The sequence below is a fragment of the Rhizobium sp. YJ-22 genome, from assembly GCF_029601685.1.
Lineage (GTDB): Bacteria > Pseudomonadota > Alphaproteobacteria > Rhizobiales > Rhizobiaceae > Metarhizobium.
This window is the reverse complement of sequence record NZ_JARRIR010000060.1, coordinates 1-739: the sequence shown is the minus strand read 5'-3', so window position 1 is coordinate 739 and position 739 is coordinate 1. Positions and strand designations below refer to the sequence as shown.

1 protein-coding gene and 1 pseudogene are annotated in these 739 nt (G+C 64.1%); both read left to right on the top strand.

The window, feature by feature from the left end:
- Positions 1-81: pseudogene (locus tag P7F60_RS30775) on the top strand (electron transfer flavoprotein subunit beta/FixA family protein); the annotation flags it as partial.
- 32 nt (positions 82-113) lie between these two features.
- Positions 114-739: electron transfer flavoprotein subunit alpha/FixB family protein (locus tag P7F60_RS30770; RefSeq protein WP_277921237.1), on the top strand; the 626-nt coding region annotated here is incomplete at its 3' end.

Here is a 739-nt window from a genome sequence, read left to right as displayed (position 1 = left end):
GCCGGCCGCAAGGCGGGCGTCAAGGTGGGCTCCGTCGCTGAGCTGATCGACAAGCTGAAGAACGAAGCCGGCGTGCTTTGATCTGAACCGGAAGATTTGAGGAGTTTTTTACCATGGCCATTCTTCTTCTGGCAGAACACGACAACACGCATCTTTCCGACCAGACCGCCAAGGCGCTGACGGCCGCCAAACAGATCGGCGCCGACGTGCATGTGCTGGTCGCAGGTTCCAATGCCAAGGCCGCCGCCGATGCGGCGACCAAACTGGCCGGCGTCACCAAGGTGCTGGTCGCCGACGATGCCAGCCTTGCCAACAATCTCGCCGAGCCGCTGGCGGCCTTGATCGTCTCGCTGGCGCCTGCCTATGACACGATCATCGCCGCCGCGACCTCGTCGGCCAAGAACGTGCTGCCGCGGGTGGCCGCGCTGCTCGACATGGCGCAGGTCTCGGAGATCGTCGAGGTGATTTCGCCAGACACCTTCAAGCGTCCGATCTATGCCGGCAATGCCATCCAGACGGTGCAGGCGAGCGATGCGAAGAAGGTGATCACCGTGCGCACCGCCTCGTTCGCCGCGGCCGGCGAGGGTGGCAGTGCCCCGGTCGAAAGCGTCGCCGCCGCCGCCAACCCCGGCCTTTCCACCCATGTTACTGACGCCTTGTCGTCGTCGGATCGTCCGGAACTGACGTCTGCCAAGATCATCATCTCGGGCGGTCGTGCGCTGGGTTCGTCGGAGAAGTT